General features: G+C 66.1%; 16 protein-coding genes. 9 read left to right on the top strand and 7 right to left on the bottom strand.

Going from position 1 to position 15,736, the window contains the following annotated elements:
- The first annotated feature begins 27 nt into the window (after positions 1 to 27).
- The 7 genes from QW861_RS05180 (at position 28) to QW861_RS05150 (ending at position 6,069) form a co-directional block, all read left to right on the top strand.
- Positions 28 to 807, top strand: coding sequence for a MotA/TolQ/ExbB proton channel family protein (locus QW861_RS05180; RefSeq protein ID WP_315749348.1), 780 nt, complete (start codon positions 28 to 30; stop codon positions 805 to 807).
- Entirely contained in the window at positions 804 to 1,475 is a 672-nt protein-coding gene (locus tag QW861_RS05175; RefSeq protein WP_315749350.1) for a hypothetical protein, read from the top strand. The genes QW861_RS05180 and QW861_RS05175 overlap by 4 nt, the downstream gene beginning before the upstream one ends.
- A complete protein-coding gene (locus QW861_RS05170; protein WP_315749351.1) occupies positions 1,472 to 2,080 on the top strand; it encodes a hypothetical protein in 609 nt (202 codons plus the stop codon). Before QW861_RS05175 ends, QW861_RS05170 begins: the two co-directional genes overlap by 4 nt.
- 44 nt (positions 2,081 to 2,124) lie before the next feature.
- Positions 2,125 to 2,283, top strand: coding sequence for a hypothetical protein (locus QW861_RS05165; protein ID WP_315714786.1), 159 nt, complete (start codon positions 2,125 to 2,127; stop codon positions 2,281 to 2,283).
- A gap of 88 nt (positions 2,284 to 2,371) precedes the next feature.
- Positions 2,372 to 3,112, top strand: a complete 741-nt coding sequence (locus tag QW861_RS05160) for a metallophosphoesterase family protein (RefSeq protein ID WP_315714785.1) — start codon at positions 2,372 to 2,374, stop codon at positions 3,110 to 3,112.
- A 3-nt stretch (positions 3,113 to 3,115) separates the two neighbouring features.
- Positions 3,116 to 4,573, top strand: a complete 1,458-nt coding sequence (locus QW861_RS05155) for a bifunctional serine/threonine-protein kinase/universal stress protein (protein WP_315714784.1) — start codon at positions 3,116 to 3,118, stop codon at positions 4,571 to 4,573.
- A 164-nt stretch (positions 4,574 to 4,737) separates the two neighbouring features.
- A complete protein-coding gene (locus QW861_RS05150; RefSeq protein WP_315714783.1) occupies positions 4,738 to 6,069 on the top strand; it encodes a dicarboxylate/amino acid:cation symporter in 1,332 nt (443 codons plus the stop codon).
- Between the two features lie 133 nt (positions 6,070 to 6,202).
- Here the strand turns inward: QW861_RS05150 and QW861_RS05145 are convergent, their stop codons facing one another.
- The 4 genes from QW861_RS05145 to rpe are packed head-to-tail and all read right to left on the bottom strand — an operon-like array spanning position 6,203 to position 8,840.
- The gene (locus tag QW861_RS05145; RefSeq protein WP_315714782.1) at positions 6,203 to 6,718 is read right to left on the bottom strand and encodes a hypothetical protein; all 516 of its coding nucleotides are present in this window, start codon (positions 6,716 to 6,718) and stop codon (positions 6,203 to 6,205) included.
- Between the two features lie 42 nt (positions 6,719 to 6,760).
- Positions 6,761 to 7,591, bottom strand: a complete 831-nt coding sequence (locus QW861_RS05140) for a bifunctional allantoicase/(S)-ureidoglycine aminohydrolase (RefSeq protein WP_315750015.1) — start codon at positions 7,589 to 7,591, stop codon at positions 6,761 to 6,763.
- A gap of 45 nt (positions 7,592 to 7,636) precedes the next feature.
- A complete protein-coding gene (locus QW861_RS05135; protein WP_315749353.1) occupies positions 7,637 to 8,122 on the bottom strand; it encodes an ureidoglycolate lyase in 486 nt (161 codons plus the stop codon).
- A gap of 16 nt (positions 8,123 to 8,138) precedes the next feature.
- Positions 8,139 to 8,840, bottom strand: a complete 702-nt coding sequence (gene rpe, locus QW861_RS05130) for a ribulose-phosphate 3-epimerase (protein WP_315719397.1) — start codon at positions 8,838 to 8,840, stop codon at positions 8,139 to 8,141.
- 226 nt (positions 8,841 to 9,066) lie between these two features.
- Between rpe and QW861_RS05125 the strand changes: the two genes are divergently transcribed.
- Positions 9,067 to 9,831 carry an EF-hand domain-containing protein gene (locus QW861_RS05125; protein WP_315749355.1) on the top strand — a complete coding sequence of 255 codons (765 nt, stop codon included), beginning with the start codon at positions 9,067 to 9,069 and terminating at the stop codon, positions 9,829 to 9,831.
- Between the two features lie 2 nt (positions 9,832 to 9,833).
- On the opposite strand, the gene QW861_RS05120 is transcribed toward QW861_RS05125, so the two are convergent.
- Both QW861_RS05120 and QW861_RS05115 read right to left on the bottom strand, forming a co-directional pair.
- On the bottom strand, positions 9,834 to 10,832 hold the full coding sequence (locus tag QW861_RS05120) for a P1 family peptidase (RefSeq protein WP_315749357.1): 999 nt from the start codon (positions 10,830 to 10,832) through the stop codon (positions 9,834 to 9,836).
- A 199-nt stretch (positions 10,833 to 11,031) separates the two neighbouring features.
- Positions 11,032 to 13,806, bottom strand: a complete 2,775-nt coding sequence (locus QW861_RS05115; protein WP_315749358.1) for a PAS domain S-box protein — start codon at positions 13,804 to 13,806, stop codon at positions 11,032 to 11,034.
- A 237-nt stretch (positions 13,807 to 14,043) separates the two neighbouring features.
- Between QW861_RS05115 and QW861_RS05110 the strand changes: the two genes are divergently transcribed.
- The gene (locus QW861_RS05110; protein WP_315750016.1) at positions 14,044 to 14,445 is read left to right on the top strand and encodes a response regulator; all 402 of its coding nucleotides are present in this window, start codon (positions 14,044 to 14,046) and stop codon (positions 14,443 to 14,445) included.
- Between the two features lie 140 nt (positions 14,446 to 14,585).
- Here QW861_RS05110 and QW861_RS05105 read toward each other — a convergent pair whose 3' ends face one another.
- Positions 14,586 to 15,704: a branched-chain amino acid ABC transporter substrate-binding protein gene (locus QW861_RS05105; RefSeq protein ID WP_315714776.1), complete on the bottom strand. Its 1,119-nt coding sequence runs from the start codon at positions 15,702 to 15,704 to the stop codon at positions 14,586 to 14,588.
- Positions 15,705 to 15,736: the final 32 nt, after the last annotated feature.

The following is a 15,736-nucleotide window of genomic DNA, read 5'->3' as shown; positions in this document are numbered from 1 at the left end:
GAAACGGCGCGCATCGGGAGTTCATGCATGAGCGTGGTCAGCAGTGCCGAACGAGTGGAACCTGCGCGCGACGCAGCCGAGCGCGGGCCGCTGCTGCTCTGGATGATCTTCACCGGCCTCACGATATTCGCCGGCGTGGTGCTCGCCCGCTACGGCTATTTCCACCTGATGGTCGCCTCCGACCGCACCTACATCTCCAGCGTCATCGCCGTGCTCTACGTCGCCACGTGCTGCCATTGCTTCTGGCGCACCAGAGCGATCGCGCGCGAGGCGGATGCGGCGCGGCGCTGCCGCGCCGTGCTGATCGGGCCCGATGCGGCGCGCGCGCTCGAACCTGATGCGCAGTTGCTTCCCAAAGGGCTGGTCACCAACCACATCCGCAGCCTCGTCACCAAGGCGCGGACGCAAGGGGCAGGGCGGCTCGACCAGACGCTGCTGCTGCGGACGCTCGCCGACCGCCTGCGCGGCTCCAACGGCTTCGGCGGCTTCGCATCGGACACGCTGATGAAGCTCGGCCTGCTCGGCACCATCATCGGCTTCATCATCATGCTGGCGCCGATTGCCGGCCTCGACGTCAACGACAAGCTGGCGATGAAATCCTCGATGGGGCTGATGAGCGACGGCATGGCGGTGGCGATGTACACGACGCTCGCCGGCCTCGTCGGCTCGATCCTGGTGCGCATCCAGTACTACATGCTGGACGCGGCGACCGGGCGCGTGTTTTCGGACGCGGTCATGCTCACCGAGACGCGGGTGACGCCGCGGCTCGAGCGCGCGATGGATCGCGCGCCGGAGCAGGGCGCATGATGGACGATTTCGGGCTCTATCCGCGCGAGGAGCAGTTCGACCCGTTCAGCGTCATGCTGTTCAAGGCGCTGCAGATCGTCGCGTTCTTCTTCTTCATCGCGGTGCTCGCGATCTCGCCGGACGCCAAGGACGGCAAGGTCGACTCGAAGGCCGAGTTCCTGATCACGATGGACTGGCCGGATAATCATCCCGACGATCTCGACCTGTTCGTGCAGGACCCCGTCGGCAACATCGCCTGGTACCGGCATCGCGAGGCCGGCTTCCTCACCCTCGATCGCGACGACCGCGGCGGCGCCAACGATTTCATCCTGGTCAACGGTCTGAAGATCCCGTCGCCGATCCGCGAGGAGATCGTGACCATCAGAGGAATCGTCGCCGGCGAATACACCGTCAACATCTCGCATTTCCAGAACGTCAGCGGCGCGCCGGTCGAGGCCACCGTGAAGGTGCAGAAGCTCAACCCGACCGCGCAGGTGATCTTCGACGACAAGGTCGTGCTCGACCATTCCGGCGACGAGAAGACGGCGCTGCGCTTCAAGCTCAATGCCGAGGGCAAGGTGATCGACGTGCAGCGCCGACCGAAATCGCTTTTGGAGACGTTCCGCAGCAATTGGCGCAATGGCGCCGATCTCGATCCCAAGACCGGCGTCGGGGTGATCAGGCGATGATGAGCAGTCTGCAGACCGTCATCGTCACGCTGTCCGTGTGCTACGCGCTGATCGGCGCGCTGCTCTTGCTGGTGCTGGTCTATGCAAGGCTGCCTTGGCAGGCCAAGGCGGTCGCCGTGGTCATCACCAGTGCGTTCTATGTCGGCAGCTTCGCCGGCGCCCGCGGCCTGCTCGGCTGGGCCAGCGTCGACCGGCTGCCGAGGAGCTTCAAGGTGCTGCAGGTGCGGATCGTCGATCCGCACTCCGTCGAGGGCGATCCCGGCGCGGTCTATCTGTGGGTCGAGGCGCTGGACGACGACAACCGTCCGAGCGGCGTGCCGCGCGCCTATCGTATTCCCTACAGCGACACACTTGCCGACAAGGCTCAGCACGCCGCCGACCAGATCGCGGCGGGCCATCCGCAGGGCGGCCGCGCCGCCGATTTCGGCACCGGCGACGGCGGGGTCATCGACGCCGCGCGCGAATACATTCTGCCGAAGACGATCATCGAGACCGCCGGCGGTGATCCCTCCACCGGCGAGTTCAAGGCCGCCAAGAACGCCGGCGACGGCGTCTCGTTCACGCCACTGCTGCCGCCGCGCATGCCGCCGAAGGACGAGCAGTAGGCGGCTGCGGCCGTATCCTCCCGCGCGAAGCTCGCGCGCGGGTAATGGCGAGCATCGGGACGTTCCTGGCACGGCGCCTCGAGCTCAAGGTCAACAAGGTCAAGAGCGCGGTCGCCAGACCGAACCACCGCAAGTTCCTGGGCTTCGGCTTTACCCAGGGAAGAAAGCCGCACCGGCGCATCGCAGGGGACCTGCAACGCTGACATTCCGCATCTCTCCGCCTATCTTGTTTGATGTTCCTCAAGTCTCGTGTGGCCACGGCCGCTAGCCTTGAGAACCGGAGGACACGGGTTGCTGCTGGCGATTTTCACCGATATCCATGCCAATCGGCAGGCCTTCGCGGCCTGCCTGGAGGCGGCGCGTGCGCGTGGCGCGGATCGTCTCATCTGTCTCGGCGACATCGTCGGCTATGGCGCCGATCCGGAATGGTCGGTCGACACCGTCATGGAGATCGTCGCCGAGGGCGGGCTGGCGGTGCGCGGCAATCACGACAATGCCGTTTCGACGGCGAGCGAGAGCATGAATGCCGAGGCGCAGGCGGCGATGGAGTGGACGCGCGGGCGGCTCAGCGCCGAGCAGCGCCGCTTTCTCGCCGAGCTGCCGATGAGTATCGGTGACGACGACCGGTTGTTCGTGCATGCGGAGGCGTCCAGCCCGCCGCGCTGGCGCTATGTGCAGTCGTCCGCCGATGCCGCGCGCAGCATGATCGCGACCGAGGCGCAGGTGACGTTCTGCGGCCACATCCACCGTCCGGCGCTGTACTCGATGTCCGCCACCGCCAAGATGACGAGCTTCACCCCGACCGCCAACATGCCCATTCAGCTGTTGCGCGGCCGGCAATGGCTGGCCGTGGTCGGCTCGGTCGGCCAGCCGCGCGACGGTGATCCCGCCGCGTCGTTCGTGACCTTCGACACCAGGACCCGCGAGCTGACCTATTGCCGCGTGCCCTATGACGTCGAGGCGGCGGCGCAGCGCATTCGCGACAACGGCCTGCCGCCCTGGCTGGCGCAACGGCTCTCGATGGGGCGCTAGAGCATGACGAAATCAAGGCTCAAGCCGGGCGTCGTGATCGACGGCTTCACGGTGGGTGAATGCGTGCATTCCGGCGGCATGGCGACGTTGTGGAGCGTCACCCATCCGGACATCGACCGGCCCATCCTGATGAAGGTGCCGCGCGTCTCCGAGGGCGAGGATCCTGCGGCGATCGTCAGCTTCGAGATGGAGCAGATGATTCTGCCAAAACTGTCGGGACCGCACGTGCCGGCCTGTTTCGGCACCGGCGATTTCGCCACCCAGGCCTATGTGGTGATCGAGCAGATTCCAGGCGATACGCTGTACAAGCGGCTGCCCGAGCTGCCGCTGGCTTACGAGGAGGCGCGGGTGCTGGTCGCGAAGATCGCGACCGCGCTCGCCGATATTCACCGGCAGCACGTCATCCATCACGACATCAAGCCCTCCAGCATCATGTTCCGGCCGACGGGGGAGGCGGTGCTGATCGACTACGGCCTGTCCTGCCACAAGCACTTGCCGGATCTCTTGCAGGAGGAGTTCCGCCTGCCTTACGGCACCGCGCCCTACATGGCGCCGGAGCGCATGATGGGCACGCGTAGCGATCCGCGCAGCGACATCTTTTCGCTCGGCGTGCTGCTCTACTTCTTCACCACCGGCGTGCGGCCGTTCGGCGAGACCGAGACCCTGCGCGGCATGCGCCGGCGGCTGTGGCGCGATCCCTATCCACCGCGACAGCTGAAGCCGGACTATCCGCCGTGGCTGCAGGAGATCGTGCTGCGCTGCCTGGAGATCGAGCCGGTGTGGCGCTACCCGACCGCGGCGCAGCTCGCCTTCGATCTCGGCCATCCCGACCAGGTCAAGCTGACGGCGCGTGCGGAGAAGGTCAAGCGCGACCCGATCACGGCCGTGTGGCGCCGCCGCTTCAACCGCGGCCTGGTGCAGCCGGAACAGAAAACATCCGACGTCGCGGTGCAGATCGCCTCCAGCCCGATCGTGGCGGTCGCGATCGACACCGTGGAAGGCGGCGAGGAGCTCAACGGCGCGCTGCGGCTGACCGCGCAGCGCATCCTCGCCACTTTGCCCGCGGCTCGGCTCGCCTGCGTCAACGTGCTGAAGCTCGGGCGTCTCACCATCGACCGCACCCTGGACGAGGAGGGCAACAACAAGCACATCGACCGCATGGTCGCGCTGAAGCACTGGGCGACGCCGCTCAAGCTCGACACGAGCCGGCTGACGGTGCACGTGCTGGAGGCGGTCGATCCGGCGGCCTCCATCATCGAATTCGCCGAGGCCAACCAGGTCGACCACATCATCATCGGCGCCCGCCGCGATTCCGTGCTGCGCTCGCTGCTCGGCAGCGTCTCGGCGAAGGTCGCCGCGGAGGCGGGGTGTACGGTGACCGTGGTGCGGACACGGCTCGCGGCACGGGAAGCCGAGGGCGACGATGATGATGCGCCGGCAAGGGTCGTGTCGGGGGAATGATGGACATGCGATGAAGATCCACGGCGCCTCCAAGCACGACAGTCAGAACGGCATGCACAGGCTGAAAAGTGAGGCGCGGCTGCGGTTGCGTTTCGAAAGTTCCCCCTCCAAAGTGATCCGGCGCGTGCGGAACGTGTCGGTTTTTTTCTGAGGGGGGACGATCAATGGCGGCAACGGATGTGAGCATGGCGGGGACAGCCGCGCCGAAGCGAGGCCTGTTCGGCTCGCTCTTCTTTCAGGTCGTGGCTGCGCTCGTGCTCGGCATCCTGATCGGCGTCTTCGCGCCCGAGACCGCCCAGGGGCTCAAATTCTTCAGCGACGCTTTCCTGCGTCTGATCGCCATGGTGGTCGCGCCGATCGTGTTCTGCGTCGTCGTGCACGGCATTGCGAGCGCCGGCGATCTCAGGAAGGTCGGCCGCGTCGGCGTCAAGTCGCTGGTCTATTTCGAGGGCATGACCACGATCGCGCTGGCCTTCGGCCTCGTGCTGGCGCTGGTCTTCAGCCCCGGCCACGGCATGAACATCGACGTCTCCAAGCTCGACGCCAAGCAGCTCGCGAGCTTCGCCGACAACGCCCACAAGCTGCAGGGCGGCGGCTTCGGCGGCTTCATCCTCAACATCATTCCGCCGACGGCGTTCGACGCCTTTGCCCGCAACGACGTGCTGCAGGTGCTGTTCTTCGCGGTGATCTTCGGCGTCAGCCTGGCGCTGGTCGGCGAGCCCGGCAAGCCCGTGGTCGACCTGATCGAGTCCGTCGCCAAGGTGCTGTTCAAGGCGATGGGGCTGATCGTGCGCGTCGCGCCGCTCGGCGTGCTCGGCGCCATCGGCTTCACCGTCGGCAAATATGGCGTCGGCTCGCTCAAGCAGCTCTTGGCGCTGGTCGTGCTGTTCTACGTCTCGGTGGCGCTGTTCGTCGTGACCGCGCTTGGCCTCGTGATGCGCATGGCCGGCCTCAGCCTGTTCAAGTTCCTGCGCTATTTGAAGGAGGAGCTCCTGATCGTGCTGGCGACGGCGTCGTCCGACTCGGTGCTGCCGCAGATCATGCGCAAGCTCGAGGCGATGGGCGTCAAGCAGGAGGTCGTCGGCCTGGTCATCCCGACCGGCTATTCCTTCAACCTCGATGCGTTCTCGATCTACCTGACGCTCGCCGTCGTCTTCATCGCCCAGGCCACCAACACGCCGCTGTCGGTCAGCGACCTGCTGCTGGTGCTCGGCGTGTCGCTGGTCACGTCCAAGGGCGCCCATGGCGTGCCCGGCTCGGCCATCGTCATCCTGGCCGCAACGCTCGGCGCCGTGCCGGCGATCCCCGCGATCGGACTTGTGCTCGTGTTGTCGGTCGACTGGTTCGTCGGCATCGCGCGCGCCGTCGGCAACCTGATCGGCAACTGCGTCGCCACCGTCGTCGTCGCCGCCTGGGAGGACGACCTCGACCATGCCAAGGCGAAGGCCGTGCTCGACCGCGGCACGGCGGAAGAGGTGGAGTATCAGGGGGCGTGAGGGAGGATCACTAGGGGGAGAATGAGGGAGCGAGTACGGCGTGGATTGGTCGATCGCGCGATCGAGCCGGTGTTCGAGGCCGATGAGGAGAAGCTCTTCGTCGGCGGTTGCGGCCGAAGATTCGACGAGCGCATCAGGTGGCAGTCTTGCGATAGCCGATGTCGTGGCCGCATTCATAGCGGCCGCTCGGATCATGATTGCGCAATTCGTAGACCCGCTGCCATGTGCTCTCCCACGCGCCTTCGGCGGTCAGACAGGTCCGGGTTCCGTCAGCATCGATGTTGATCACCTTCCAGATTAGAAGCGCCACGCAGGCGAAAGAATCGAAAAATGCATCCAGAAACGAGGTGAACCAGCCGGAGTCCATGCCCATATGGCGGAACTCCGGTTCGTGCGCAGAACTCACCAGGCCCCAGGGGCAGCCCGGTCCGAAGCCGTGCTCACAATAGGCGATCTCGGCACCGGATTGTGCATCGCGAAGCACGAACCAGCAGGGATATTGCTCCCCCGGTTGGCCATAGTCCCAATCGCGCAGCACCATGTGAGGTGCGACGAGCATGCCGCGGATATGCGAGAGCACACGCTTGTCGGACAGCTCAGCCAATTCCCCTTCGATCAAGCTCTCCAGGCGTTCGGGAACGGTCGACATCAGCCGTGTATCCAGGACTCATTCAGCGGATGCTGCTGGCCTTCACCTGAACGGCCGCAGCTTCATGTGCCGGTTGGCGTCCTTGTAGAGCAGGTAGCGGAAGCGGCCGGGGCCACCGGCGTAGCAGGCCTGCGGGCAGAAGGCGCGCAGCCACATGAAGTCGCCGGCCTCGACCTCGACCCAGTCGCGGTTGAGCTTGTAGACCGCCTTTCCCTCGAGCACATAGAGCCCGTGCTCCATCACATGCGTCTCCAGGAACGGGATCACGGCGCCGGGCTCGAAGGTGACGATGTTGACGTGCATGTCGTGGCGAACGTCGAGCGGATCGACGAAGCGCGTGGTGGCCCAGCGGCCCTGCGTCTCCGGCATCGCGGCAGGGGCGATCGTCGCCTCGTTGGTGACGAAGGCCTCGGGCACGGCGATGCCGGGAACGGCCTCATAGGCCTTGCGGATCCAGTGGAAGGTCGCGGGCGCCTGGCTGTCGTTGCGCATCGTCCACTTGCAGGACGGCGGCAGGAAGGCGTAGCCGCCATGGCCCAGGCGATGCTCTTTGCCGGCGATGGTGAGCATGATCTCGCCTGACACCACGAACAGCACGCCCTCGGCCTCCGGATCCGGCTCGGGCTGGGCGCTGCCGCCGCCGGGCGAGACCTCGACGATGTATTGCGAGAACGTTTCCGAGAAGCCGGAGAGGGGACGCGCGATCACCCAGGTTCGCGTCTTGTCCCAGAACGGCAGCGCCGAGGTGACGATGTCGCGCATCACGCCCTTCGGGATGACGGCATACGCCTCGGTGAACACGGCGCGGCCGGTCAGCAGGTCGGTCTGCGGCGGGTGGCCGCCCTGCGGGACGAAATAGTTCGGCTTGTCCATCATCGTCTCTCCTGCGCGCGGATCGTCGATCTCGCGCGCCCACATTCAAGGGATGCTCAAATACAGCGGCTCATCGAGCCACAGCTCCTCGAGATTGTCCGGGCTCATGCGATCGACCACCATGAAGCGCGAGGCCTCGTCGAACACCAGCAGCGGATGGTGCCAGACGTTGCGGGCGTAGTTCACGCCCTGGCGGCCGCTCGCCGTGAAGGCCCGGTAGCTCGCGGGATTGCGCGGGTCGGCGCAGACCAGCACCAGCCAGGGGCGGTCCTGCAGCGGCATGAACAGCTGGGTGCCGAGCGGATGCCGCTCCATCAGCTTGATCTCTATCGGCAGCGGCCGCGGCCTGGCCTCGAACAGGCTGATGTTCACGGCCGCGCCACCGGAGGTCACGTCGATGGCGGCCAGCCCGTTGCAGCGGTGGGCGAAGCCCTGGTTGATCTCGATCGTCTCGGCGCCGTCGGTCTCGACAACGTCGCCGAAGGCAGCGAACGCTGCCTTCGTCAGCGGCTGCGGCGTGAGCTTATGCATTCCGGGTCCGTGCGGCTCAGATCGCTTCGCCGCGTGCCGACGCGGCGGCATCGCGGATCGCGGCGATGTTGCTGCGATAGGCCTCTGTCGTGCCACCCTTGAACACGGCCGAGCCCGCGACGAAGGCGTTGGCGCCGGCCGCGGCCAGCGCGCCGGCATTGTCGCGGCCCACGCCGCCGTCGACCTCGATGTCGATCGGCCGGCCCGCGGTCATCGCGCGGAGATCCTGCACCTTGCCGATCGCCGAGGCGATGAACGCCTGGCCCCCGAAGCCGGGGTTGACCGACATGATCAGCACGAGGTCGACGAGGTCGAGCACGTATTCGATCACGTTGAGCGGCGTCGACGGGTTGAGCGAAACGCCGGCCTTCTTGCCGAGCGCGCGGATCGCCTGCAGCGAGCGATGCAGATGCGGTCCGGCCTCGGCGTGCACCGTGATGTGGTCGCAGCCGGCCTTGGCGAAGGCCTCGAGATAGGGATCGCACGGCGTGATCATCAAATGCGCGTCGAAGATCTTGGTGGTGTGTGGGCGCAGCGCCTTGATGACATCCGGGCCATAGGAAATGTTCGGGACGAAATGCCCGTCCATGACGTCGAGATGGATCCAGTCGGCCCCGGCGGCATCGACGGCGCGCACCTCCTCGCCGAGCTTGGAGAAATCCGACGCCAGGATCGATGGCGCGATGACGAGCGGACGCGGCGTGAAGGACTGGGTCATGGGCGGCTGTTCCAGGACGATCGGGGATGTCGCCGTATCATGCAGGGCCGGCTGCGGCAACGCGAGCGGGAAAAATCTGCCGGGCACGGCACGATCTGCCGGGTTCAGGCCACCGTAACATCGCGAAATATCCGGACATATCAGCGGTTTGGCGCTGGCATGGGGATTGCGACGGCGGTGGGAAGATGTTCTGCCGCCGCGTGGGCGGCCTTGCGGGAGTTTCGCCATGTGGTTTGCACTGGGGGCCGCCTCGTCGGTCCTGGACAGCCTGCAGTCGCTCGGCTCGACCAAGTCGGGCTCCGGCAAGTCGGGCGGCGGTCCGTTCAGCCTCGACACCAAGGGGGCGAGCGGCTCCGGCAATTTCAGCCCGTGGTCGAGCGCGGGCGGCAGCAGCAGCTCGGGGCAGATCGCGCCGGAGACCATGAGCGCGCTGCTCGCAGCGCAGAGCCAGTCGGGCGCGTCGTCGAGCGCAAGCTCATCGACCAATCCGCTGCAGGACCTGTTCTCGCAGATCGACGGCGATGGCGATGGTCAGATCAGCAAATCGGAGTTCGAGAGCGCGCTCGGCGCCGGCGGCACCAACGTCGCCAATGCCGACAAGGTGTTCGGCAAGCTGGATACGAACGGCGACGGCAACGTCAGCCTCGACGAGCTGTCCTCGGCGCTGCAGGGCGCCAAGGGGCGACGTGGGCACCATCATCACCAGGAGGCGGGCGGGAGCGGCGGCTCGGGCACCTCATCCAGCGCGGGCGCAGATGCGCTGATGCAGGCGCTGTCGGGCGCCTCGAGTTCCTCGTCCACCAACAGCGACGGCTCGACCACGACCACCATCACCTATGCCGACGGCTCCAAGGTGACGCTGACGACGCCGGCAGCCACAACCGCGTCCAACGCTGCGACCTCGTCCTACAACATGATCGAGAAGCTGATCCAGCGGCAGTCCAACATGCTGTCGGCCTCGACGTCTTCAACGACCGCGGTCAGCGCGTAAGCTCAACTGCCGAAGCGGCCTTGCCAGGACGGCAGCGCGCCGGCGAACGGCAGCGGGCTCGCGTGATAGACGCCGCGGGCGATCGCGCGCGCCAGGACGTTGGCCGCGACCATGCCGAGCTCACTCAGCTCGACCAGCGGCTCGATCGGCCTGGTGCAGGCCGCGGCCGCGAACACGATGTCGCCGTCGAGCGGCAGATGCACTGGATAGATCGCGCGCGCCATGCCGGTCTGCGCCATCATCGCGAGCCGCTTGGCCTGCGCCTTAGTCAGGATGGCATCGGTCACGACGAGGCTGATCGTCGTGTTCTCGGAGGCCGATGCTGCCGGGCCGCCCTTGATGCGCATCGCCAGCATGTCCGGCGTGAAGGCGGCCGGCAGGCCGCGGCCGCCGAACTCGCCGTCGATCTCGTACGGTGCCGCCCAGAACCAGGGACCGTCGCCGACAGTGACGCTGCCGACCGCATTCACCACAACAATGGCCGCAACCTTGATGCCGCCTGTCGTCGTCGCCGACGCCGAGCCGAGCCCGCCCTGCAGGTTGGCCGTGGTGGCGCCGAGCCCGGCACCGACGCTGCCGAGCGCGAAGGTCGTGCTGGCCGCCGCCGCCGCCGCGTAGCCGAGCTCGCGATACGGCGCGTAGCGGCCCCAGGCCTTGTTGCCGCCGTTCAAGAGGTCGAACACGATCGCGCCGGGGACGATCGGGATCAGCGCGTCGCGCACGGCAAAGCCGCGCCCCTGTTCCGCCAGCCAGGCCTGAATGCCGCTCGCGGCCTCGAGCCCGAACGCCGAGCCTCCCGACAGGGCAATGCCGTCGACCCGTTCCACCGTATTCGCAGGATCGAGCAGCGCATCCTCGCGCACCCCGGGTCCGCCGCCACGGATGTCGATCGCGGCGACCGCCGGCTGATCGAACAGGATCGCGGTCACGCCGGAAGCGAGCGCGGCGTCATGGGCATGGCCTACGCGTATGCCGGGGATGTCGGTGAGGAGGTTCTGCACGATCGTCCCTCGCTGCAGATGATGATGCCGGATAGATAGCGCGGCCGGCGCGAGGCCTCAATGCAGGAGGGCACGCGCCTCGGCGCTGGTATGAGCGCCCCGCTTGCGTCCAGCGGGCGCGAAGGGGCAGGCGACATCCGGGTCTCACGTGCCGCGCCGGTGGGCCCGGATGTCGCTTACGCCGATCCGGGCGCGTGCTTCAGCGCTCCAGCGCGATACGGATCATGCGGGCCAGCTCTGGCTTCCGGTAAGGCTTGGGCAGCAGCAGCACGCCGGCGTCGAGGCGGCCGTGGTGCACGATCGCGTTCTCGGTGTAGCCCGAGGTGAACAGCGTCCGCAGCGCCGGCCGCCGCACCCGCGCGGCGTCGGCGAGCTGGCGGCCGTTCATGGCGCCGGGCATGATGACGTCGGTGAACAGCAGGTCGATCTCCGGATGGCGATCGAGCACGTCGAGCGCCTCGGCGGCATTGGCTGCAGCCAGGGTGGTGTAGCCGAGGCTGCCGACCTGGGCGATCACGTGCTGGCGTACCAGCGGATCGTCCTCCACGATCAGGATCGTCTCATTGCCGCCGCGCGCGTCTGGCGCCTGCAAGCCCGCGCTGGCCGCCGGAGCGGACGCCGAGCGCGGCAGATACAGCTTGATCGAGGTGCCGTGGCCGACCTCGCTGTAGATCTTGATGTGGCCGCCGGACTGCTTGACGAAACCGAACACCATGCTGAGGCCGAGCCCCGTGCCCTTGCCGGAGCCCTTGGTCGAGAAGAACGGATCGAACACCTTCTCGAGATAGGCCGGCGGAATGCCACAGCCGGTGTCGCTCACGGCGATCATCACGTAGTCACCGACGATGACCTCGCTATGGACGTCGGCATAGTCCCGGTCGAGCGTGACGTTCGCTGTCTCCAGCGTGAGCTTGCCGCCCTGCGGCATCGCATCACGCGCATTGAGCGCGAGATTGATGACCGCGGTGGCGAGCTGGTTCGGATCGGCGAGCGCAGTGCAGGGATCGGCGTCAAGGATACGCTCGATCTCGATCTGCGCGCCGAGCGTCGGCTGCAGCAAGGCTGCGGTCTCGTTCAACAGCGCGTTGACGTCGAGATCCGTCGGCTGCAGCGGCTGCTTGCGGGCGAAGGCCAGCAACTGCCGCGTGAGCTGCGCGCCGCGGTCGGCGGAGTCGTCGATCAGCTTGGCGACGGAGGCGAGCTCCGGCCGGTCGGACACGGCGTCGGCAAGAATGCCGATGCTGCCGGTGATGACGGTGAGGATGTTGTTGAAGTCGTGGGCGACGCCGCCGGTGAGCTGACCGACCGCCTCCATCTTCTGCGCCTGGCGGAACTGCGCCTCGGCCGCGCGCTTCTCGGTGAGGTCGCGGCCGACGAAGAAGTGGCGCTGCACCGGCTCCGACCAGCTCGCCATCCAGTTCAGTACGACGCCGCGGCCTTCCTTGTGCATGAGCTGCGCCTCGAAATTACGGACGTCGCGGCCGCGGCGGCAGGCGCGCATCTGGCTACGGACCGCCTCGAGCTCGGGCGGATAGACGAAGTCGCTGGCATTGCGGCCGACCATCTCCTCCGGTCGGTAGCCGAGCACGTCCAGCGCGCTCGGGCTGACCTGCATCAATTGTCCGTAGGAGTTGGCAACCAGGATCAGGTCCTGCGAGGTCTCGAAGATGCGGCGGCGCTCCTCGGTCTCACGGGTCAGGGCGGTTCGGGTGCGCTTGCTCTCGGTGATGTCGTGCGCCACCTTCGAGGCGCCGATGATCACACCATGCGCGTCGAGGATCGGCGACACGCCGAGCGATACTTCGATCTCGCGGCCGTCCTTGTGGCGGCGGATCGTCTCGTGATGCTCGATCTTCTCACCGCCGCCGATCCGGCTCAGGATGCGATCGACTTCGCTGCGCCGTTCGGCGGGCACGATCAGGCCGATGTCGTTGCCAAGCGCCTCGTCTGCGCCGTATCCGAACAGGTGTTCGGCGGCGCGATTCCAGGACGTGATCTTGCCCTGCAGCGTCAGCGTGATGATGGCGTCGTTGGAGGATTCCACCACAGCGCTGAACAGCCGCTCCCGCGCGATGAAGCGTGCCCGCTCGCTTTCGCTCTGCCGGCGCTGCTGCTGCAGCAGCCGCGTGAGCCTCGTCTGCAGCCTGACATTGTCGGCGAGCAGGACGCCGAGGACGAAGCTCGCTGCCAGCAAGCCATAGATGCGGCCCGCATAGTAGCCGAGGTCGAACCGGGCGGCGTTGAGCAGCGAGGAGAGCGAGAGATCGAACAGCCAAGCGCACAGCACCACCATGACCCAGAGGTCGAGAATGCTGTGCGGCCTGCGCAACGCCAGGACGAGCAGGGCAGCCGATGTTACGCACCAGATGGCGCCGACCACGATCTTCAAAGCCGGAGTGGCAGCGTCATCGCGGACGAGCGCAGGCAGCGCCGTATCATGGGCGATCACCGCCCAGGTGAGTGCCGCAAGTGCAATCGCCACGCCGAGCACGGCGACCGAGAGAGACAGCGCAACCGACCCAACGGGCGCCGGACGGAGACGGTCGTGCAGCGCATAGACCAGAACGAACAGGGGGAACGCGCCGTGCCAGATCATGTAGATCCAGGCTGCGGTCTGCGGCCCTGCATCGAGCAGGCCGGTCTGAGAATACAGGCCTGGGAACACCAGCGTGTGCAGCAGCGAGGCCGGCGCGGTAAACAGGTAACCGCAGGCCAACCACAGCAACGGTCGCGAGCGAAGCAGCACGAACTGGGAGAACAGCAGGAACGCGGTGATGAGATCGTTCAGCGCCAGCGCCGACTGGTAGCTCGCGACGAACGCAGGCACCGGCGGCAACTGCACCTTGGCAAAGGGAGCGGCGGCGGCAAACAGCAAGGTCGAGATCGCAACCGCGGCGAGTGCTGCGATTTGGTCTCGGCGCGTCGCGGTGGACGTCGACAGGAGGACTTCGCGATGATCCTTGATGCTCTGCATCTCCAAGGGTCCTGCGCAACAGAGCCGACGTGCAAGAGGGGAGGTTTTACAGCTGGTGCGCGAAGAAAATAACTGTTCTAATGAAGGTTGTATGGTACCAGATCGGATCGTTCTGTAGAATGAGTCGATAGTTGGAGTAACCGCACCTTTACCGCAAATGGGATAAATATACTCATAGTTGTGTCCGATTTCTTTCTACGTTGTAGGCTGTCCAACGGAAAAATTCTGGAGAAGTTGATGCCACGGATTCTGGTGGTCGACGATCAGAAGGATGTGCGCGCCATGATCTGTATGGTGCTGCGCGTCAATCAGTTCGACGTGGTCGAAGCGGGAACCGCTGCGTCCGGACTGCAGTTGTTCCGCGACCAGGCATTCGATGCCGTCATCGTCGACATCTATCTCGATGATTCCAACGGGCTCGATCTGGTCAGCAGTATGCGCGCGCTGGTTCCCGACGTTCCGGTGGTCGCCGTCTCCGGCATGACTGCCTTCGATGGCGCGTCGATGTCGGACGAGCTGACCCGTGTCGTTTACCTGCAGAAACCGTTCCGCCCGGCCGAGCTGATGCGTGCCGTTGAAACGGCCCGTGCAGCAGTGGCGGCGAAGGGGGCCCCATCGCTTTCGGCCTGTGCCGGCTGAGCCGGTCTGTTCCTCTGTACGACGTGGTTCCCCACGGTGGGCGGGCCTCAACGACGAACCAAGCGCTCAGCAGAACGCCCCGGTCCAGGACCGGGGCGTTTGTATTTTGCTGATGATGATCGAGACGGTCAGGAGTTCTATCAGGAGCCCTTGCCGCCGAGCTCGGCGTAGCCGCCCTTGGCGTCCCACTTGTAGACGACGTAGTCGATCTGCTTGATGTCGCCCTTGGCGTCGAAGCCGAGCTTGCCCAGCACCGTGTCCCACTCGCCGGCCTTGATGGTGTCCATCACCTTCTTGGCGTCGGTGGTGTTGGCCTTCTTGACGGCCTGCGACCAGACCTGGATCGCGGCGTAGGTGTAGAGCGTATAGCCCTCGGGATCGATGTTCTTGGCCTTGAACTTGTCCACGATCGCCTTCGCGCTCGGCTTGTTGCGCGGCTCGGGGCCGAAGGTGAACAGCGTGCCTTCCGCGGCCGGACCGGTGATCGAAGCGAACTCCTTGTCGTTCATCGCGTCGCCCGCCATCAGGATGGTCTTGAGGCCCTGGTCGCGCATCTGGCGCAGGATGAGGCCGGCTTCCTGATGATAGCCGCCGACATAGACGAGATCGATGTTGTCACGCTTCAAGCGGGAGACGATGGCGTTGAAGTCCTTGTCGCCCTTGTTGTAGGACTCGAACATCTTCTCGGTGACGCCGGCCTTGTTCAGCGCCTTCTTGGTCTCGTCGGCGAGACCCTTGCCGTAGGTGGTCTTGTCGTTGAGGATCGCGATGTTCTTGCCCTTGAAGTTCTTCGCGATGTAGTTGGCGGCGACGAGACCCTGCTGGTCGTCACGGCCGCAGACGCGCGCCACGTTCCACAGCTTGCGCTCGGTGAACAGCGGGTTGGTCGAGGCCGGCGTGATCTGCAGCACGTTGCTGTCGGCATAGGCCTCGGAGGCCGGGATCGACGACGACGAGCAGAAATGGCCGGCGACGAACGGAATGCCGGAGCCGGCGAGCTTTTCGGCAACCGAACGCGCCTGCTTCGGATCGCAGGCATCGTCACCGACCTGCAGTGCGAGCTTCTTGCCGAGCACGCCACCGGCGGCATTGAGGTCGGCGACCGCCATCTCGGCGCCGTTCTGCATCTGGCGGCCGAAGGCCGATTCACTGCCGGTCATCGGGCCGGCCACGGCGATGTTGATGTCTTCGGCGAAGGCAGCAGTCGAGAGCGCCAGCGATGCGCCCAGAGCCAAGCCGATGAGTTTGAGTGGTTTCATGAGAAATCCTCGCGGGGGTAGGTCGACACGGA

The sequence above is a fragment of the Bradyrhizobium sp. SZCCHNRI1029 genome, assembly GCF_032487555.1.
GTDB lineage: Bacteria > Pseudomonadota > Alphaproteobacteria > Rhizobiales > Xanthobacteraceae > Bradyrhizobium.
This window is presented reverse-complemented; position numbering and strand designations above follow the sequence as displayed.

Excerpts from the sequence above, each read along its gene's own strand:
- QW861_RS05180 (WP_315749348.1), top strand. The coding sequence starts at position 28 with ATGAGCGTGGTCAGCAGTGCCGAACGAGTGGAACCTGCGCGCGACGCA.
- QW861_RS05175 (WP_315749350.1), top strand. The coding sequence starts at position 804 with ATGATGGACGATTTCGGGCTCTATCCGCGCGAGGAGCAGTTCGACCCG.
- QW861_RS05170 (WP_315749351.1), top strand. The coding sequence starts at position 1,472 with ATGATGAGCAGTCTGCAGACCGTCATCGTCACGCTGTCCGTGTGCTAC.
- QW861_RS05165 (WP_315714786.1), top strand. The coding sequence starts at position 2,125 with ATGGCGAGCATCGGGACGTTCCTGGCACGGCGCCTCGAGCTCAAGGTC.
- QW861_RS05155 (WP_315714784.1), top strand. The coding sequence starts at position 3,116 with ATGACGAAATCAAGGCTCAAGCCGGGCGTCGTGATCGACGGCTTCACG.
- QW861_RS05150 (WP_315714783.1), top strand. The coding sequence starts at position 4,738 with ATGGCGGCAACGGATGTGAGCATGGCGGGGACAGCCGCGCCGAAGCGA.
- QW861_RS05145 (WP_315714782.1), bottom strand. The coding sequence starts at position 6,718 with ATGTCGACCGTTCCCGAACGCCTGGAGAGCTTGATCGAAGGGGAATTG.
- QW861_RS05140 (WP_315750015.1), bottom strand. The coding sequence starts at position 7,591 with ATGGACAAGCCGAACTATTTCGTCCCGCAGGGCGGCCACCCGCCGCAG.
- QW861_RS05135 (WP_315749353.1), bottom strand. The coding sequence starts at position 8,122 with ATGCATAAGCTCACGCCGCAGCCGCTGACGAAGGCAGCGTTCGCTGCC.
- rpe (WP_315719397.1), bottom strand. The coding sequence starts at position 8,840 with ATGACCCAGTCCTTCACGCCGCGTCCGCTCGTCATCGCGCCATCGATC.
- QW861_RS05125 (WP_315749355.1), top strand. The coding sequence starts at position 9,067 with ATGTGGTTTGCACTGGGGGCCGCCTCGTCGGTCCTGGACAGCCTGCAG.
- QW861_RS05115 (WP_315749358.1), bottom strand. The coding sequence starts at position 13,806 with ATGCAGAGCATCAAGGATCATCGCGAAGTCCTCCTGTCGACGTCCACC.
- QW861_RS05110 (WP_315750016.1), top strand. The coding sequence starts at position 14,044 with ATGCCACGGATTCTGGTGGTCGACGATCAGAAGGATGTGCGCGCCATG.
- QW861_RS05105 (WP_315714776.1), bottom strand. The coding sequence starts at position 15,704 with ATGAAACCACTCAAACTCATCGGCTTGGCTCTGGGCGCATCGCTGGCG.